The 2,450-nt window shown below is 43.1% G+C and carries 2 pseudogenes; one reads left to right on the top strand and one right to left on the bottom strand.

The annotated features are described in order from the left end of the window. Nucleotides 1-322: pseudogene (locus QUB56_RS36715) on the bottom strand (ISL3 family transposase); the annotation flags it as partial. Nucleotides 323-1,178: 856 nt separating this feature from the next. Between QUB56_RS36715 and ltrA the strand changes: the two are divergent. Beyond that, nucleotides 1,179-2,375 (top strand): annotated as a pseudogene (gene ltrA, locus QUB56_RS36710) (group II intron reverse transcriptase/maturase); the annotation flags it as partial. Between the last annotated feature and the right edge of the window lie 75 nt (nt 2,376-2,450).

The following is a 2,450-nucleotide window of genomic DNA, read 5'->3' as shown; positions in this document are numbered from 1 at the left end:
CAACAGTGACAAAATTTCCTTGACCTTTTCGCATACTTATTTCATCAATAGAGATTCGTTTAGCTGGCTGCCAACTTGTTTTTTTTTTGAGCTTGATTACCTGCTCAAATATTCCTTTTATTTCGTCATAGCTCATTTGTTCTTCTCGCCCAATTTGCTCCCTATTCGATTGTTTACCACGCTCATAAATATTTTCTTCGTATCGTTGAGTATGCCGTCTTTTCAAGTCCAAAAAGTCTATCTCTTCTGTGGGATATCGTTGGCAATTAGGACAGTAAAACTGCCGTCTTGGGACTTTTAAATATACAGGACGACCAAACACTGGCAAATCTCTTACTAAGATTGGTCGATTCTGATGCAATTGTTCGGTATAATTTTGACTCCGGATGACAAACCATACCTTCTCCTACAATTCTCAGTCCTAATAAAATTTTCCCCTCAATTTGAGTACAACTTTCAACCTTCACTTGAGGCAAGTCTAATATATAGTCCAAATAAAAGTCCATGATAATAAATGTATTATTTGTTACATTATACACCATAAAGTCAGGAGAGCCACCAAGGTGGAGTTGCCGCAGGTCATAAGGTGCGATTCGTTGGCTAGAAACTAAGCCCAACAAGGGTTTTTGAGGATTAGCCGCAAGGTTTTGAACCTTGACAACTGAATGTCCATGTAGGTGAGAATCCTACCCTCCAGGTGCAGGAGTGAAAGCACTTCCCCCAGGTTCGAGACTAGCCATCAAAGCCTGAAGCGGGGATGAAAGGTGGCTCTACTGGAAGCCTAATCTGGTATCCATCGAGCAAAGTACTCATGAGTAAAGCATAAGCTTGAAGATGCGTTATAAAGCGTCGTGACTGCGAACCAGCGAAATAAGGCTGTATGCGCTGGAAATACCAAAAGGTAAAGGATAGGGAGTTGGCAAGATTTGTGTTGACCAACAAGCACTTCCCATAAACCCGGCGAAAAGCATCACTCTAAAGGTACATAGTATGGACATTCGGAACGAAGTAACCTCTCGTTTTTTTGCTCTCTTGGAGGTCGAATACCAGGAGTAGGTGCTAACCGTATGCAGCGAGTAGGAAAGATTGAGTCAGAAGCGAATGCTTAGGGTAATAACTAGGATATGCAGACGGACTCACGGTTGTTTGGAAGATATGACTGCAAGTAGTGAGTGAAAATGTCTAAAACAGAGATAACTTCAAAAGTGGAATGGAGACAAATTAATTGGCGCAAAGCTGAAAAAGCTGTCTTTAAGCTCCAAAAGCGGATATATCGAGCCTCTAATCGTGGCGATGTTAAAACAGTTCGCAGACTCCAGAAGACACTGATGAAGTCCTGGTATGCAAGGGCTTTAGCGGTTCGTAGAGTAACCCAAGATAACCAAGGGAAGAAAACGGCAGGTGTGGATGGTGTTAAGTCGCTAACCCCAAAGCAACGTTTGAACCTAGTCGGTAACTTAAAACTTGGGACAAAGGTCAGCCCAACTCGGCGAGTACGGATTCCAAAACCGGGGACGGAAGAGAAGCGACCTTTAGGTATACCTACAATGAAAGACCGCGCTCTGCAAGCACTCGTCAAACTGGCATTAGAACCAGAATGGGAAGCAAAATTTGAACCTAACTCATATGGGTTCAGACCAGGGCGCTCATGCCATGATGCTATCGAAGCAATATTCTCATCAATTAGGCTGCTAAAACCGAAATACGTGTTAGACGCCGACATTGCCAAATGCTTCGATCGCATCGACCACGAAGCACTGCTCAACAAAATGAATACATTCCCCACCATTCGCCGACAAGTTCGAGCCTGGTTGAAAGCGGGTGTGATGGATAATATGCAGTACTTTGATACATCTGAGGGTACACCACAGGGCGGAGTCATCTCTCCACTTTTGGCTAACATTGCCCTCCACGGGATGGAAGAACGAATAAAGCAGTATGCGGAAACGCTAAAAGGAAAGAAACGGGATAACCGCACAGCCCTAAGTTTGATTCGTTACGCAGATGAGTTCGTTATTCTCCACGAAGATATCACTGTTGTCCAAAGATGCAGAGAAATAATCTCCGAGTGGTTACACGGCATTGGGCTTGAATTAAAACCTTCAAAAACAAGGCTTGCCCATACTCTATATCAGTATGAGCAAGAAAAGCCAGGATTTAACTTCCTTGGTTTTACGGTACGACAATTCAATGCAGGAAAGTACCTATCCAAACAAGGTTTTAAAACAATCATCACCCCAAGTAAGGACAAGCAAAAGGCGCATTACGACAATATCGCTAGTGTTATTAATGCCCACAAGTCAGCACCACAAGAGGCGCTAATCAAACACTTGAACCCCATAATTCGGGGATGGGCAAATTACTACGCGACTGTAGTAATACCATTTTGCCAAATAAGTGCTACAATGCCAGAAAAATAAGGGATATTTTATGAAGGTCAACTATCAAGA

Origin of the sequence: Microcoleus sp. AR_TQ3_B6 (assembly GCF_036702785.1) — a bacterium.
In the GTDB taxonomy this organism is placed as follows: Bacteria; Cyanobacteriota; Cyanobacteriia; order Cyanobacteriales; family Microcoleaceae; genus Microcoleus.
This window is presented reverse-complemented; position numbering and strand designations above follow the sequence as displayed.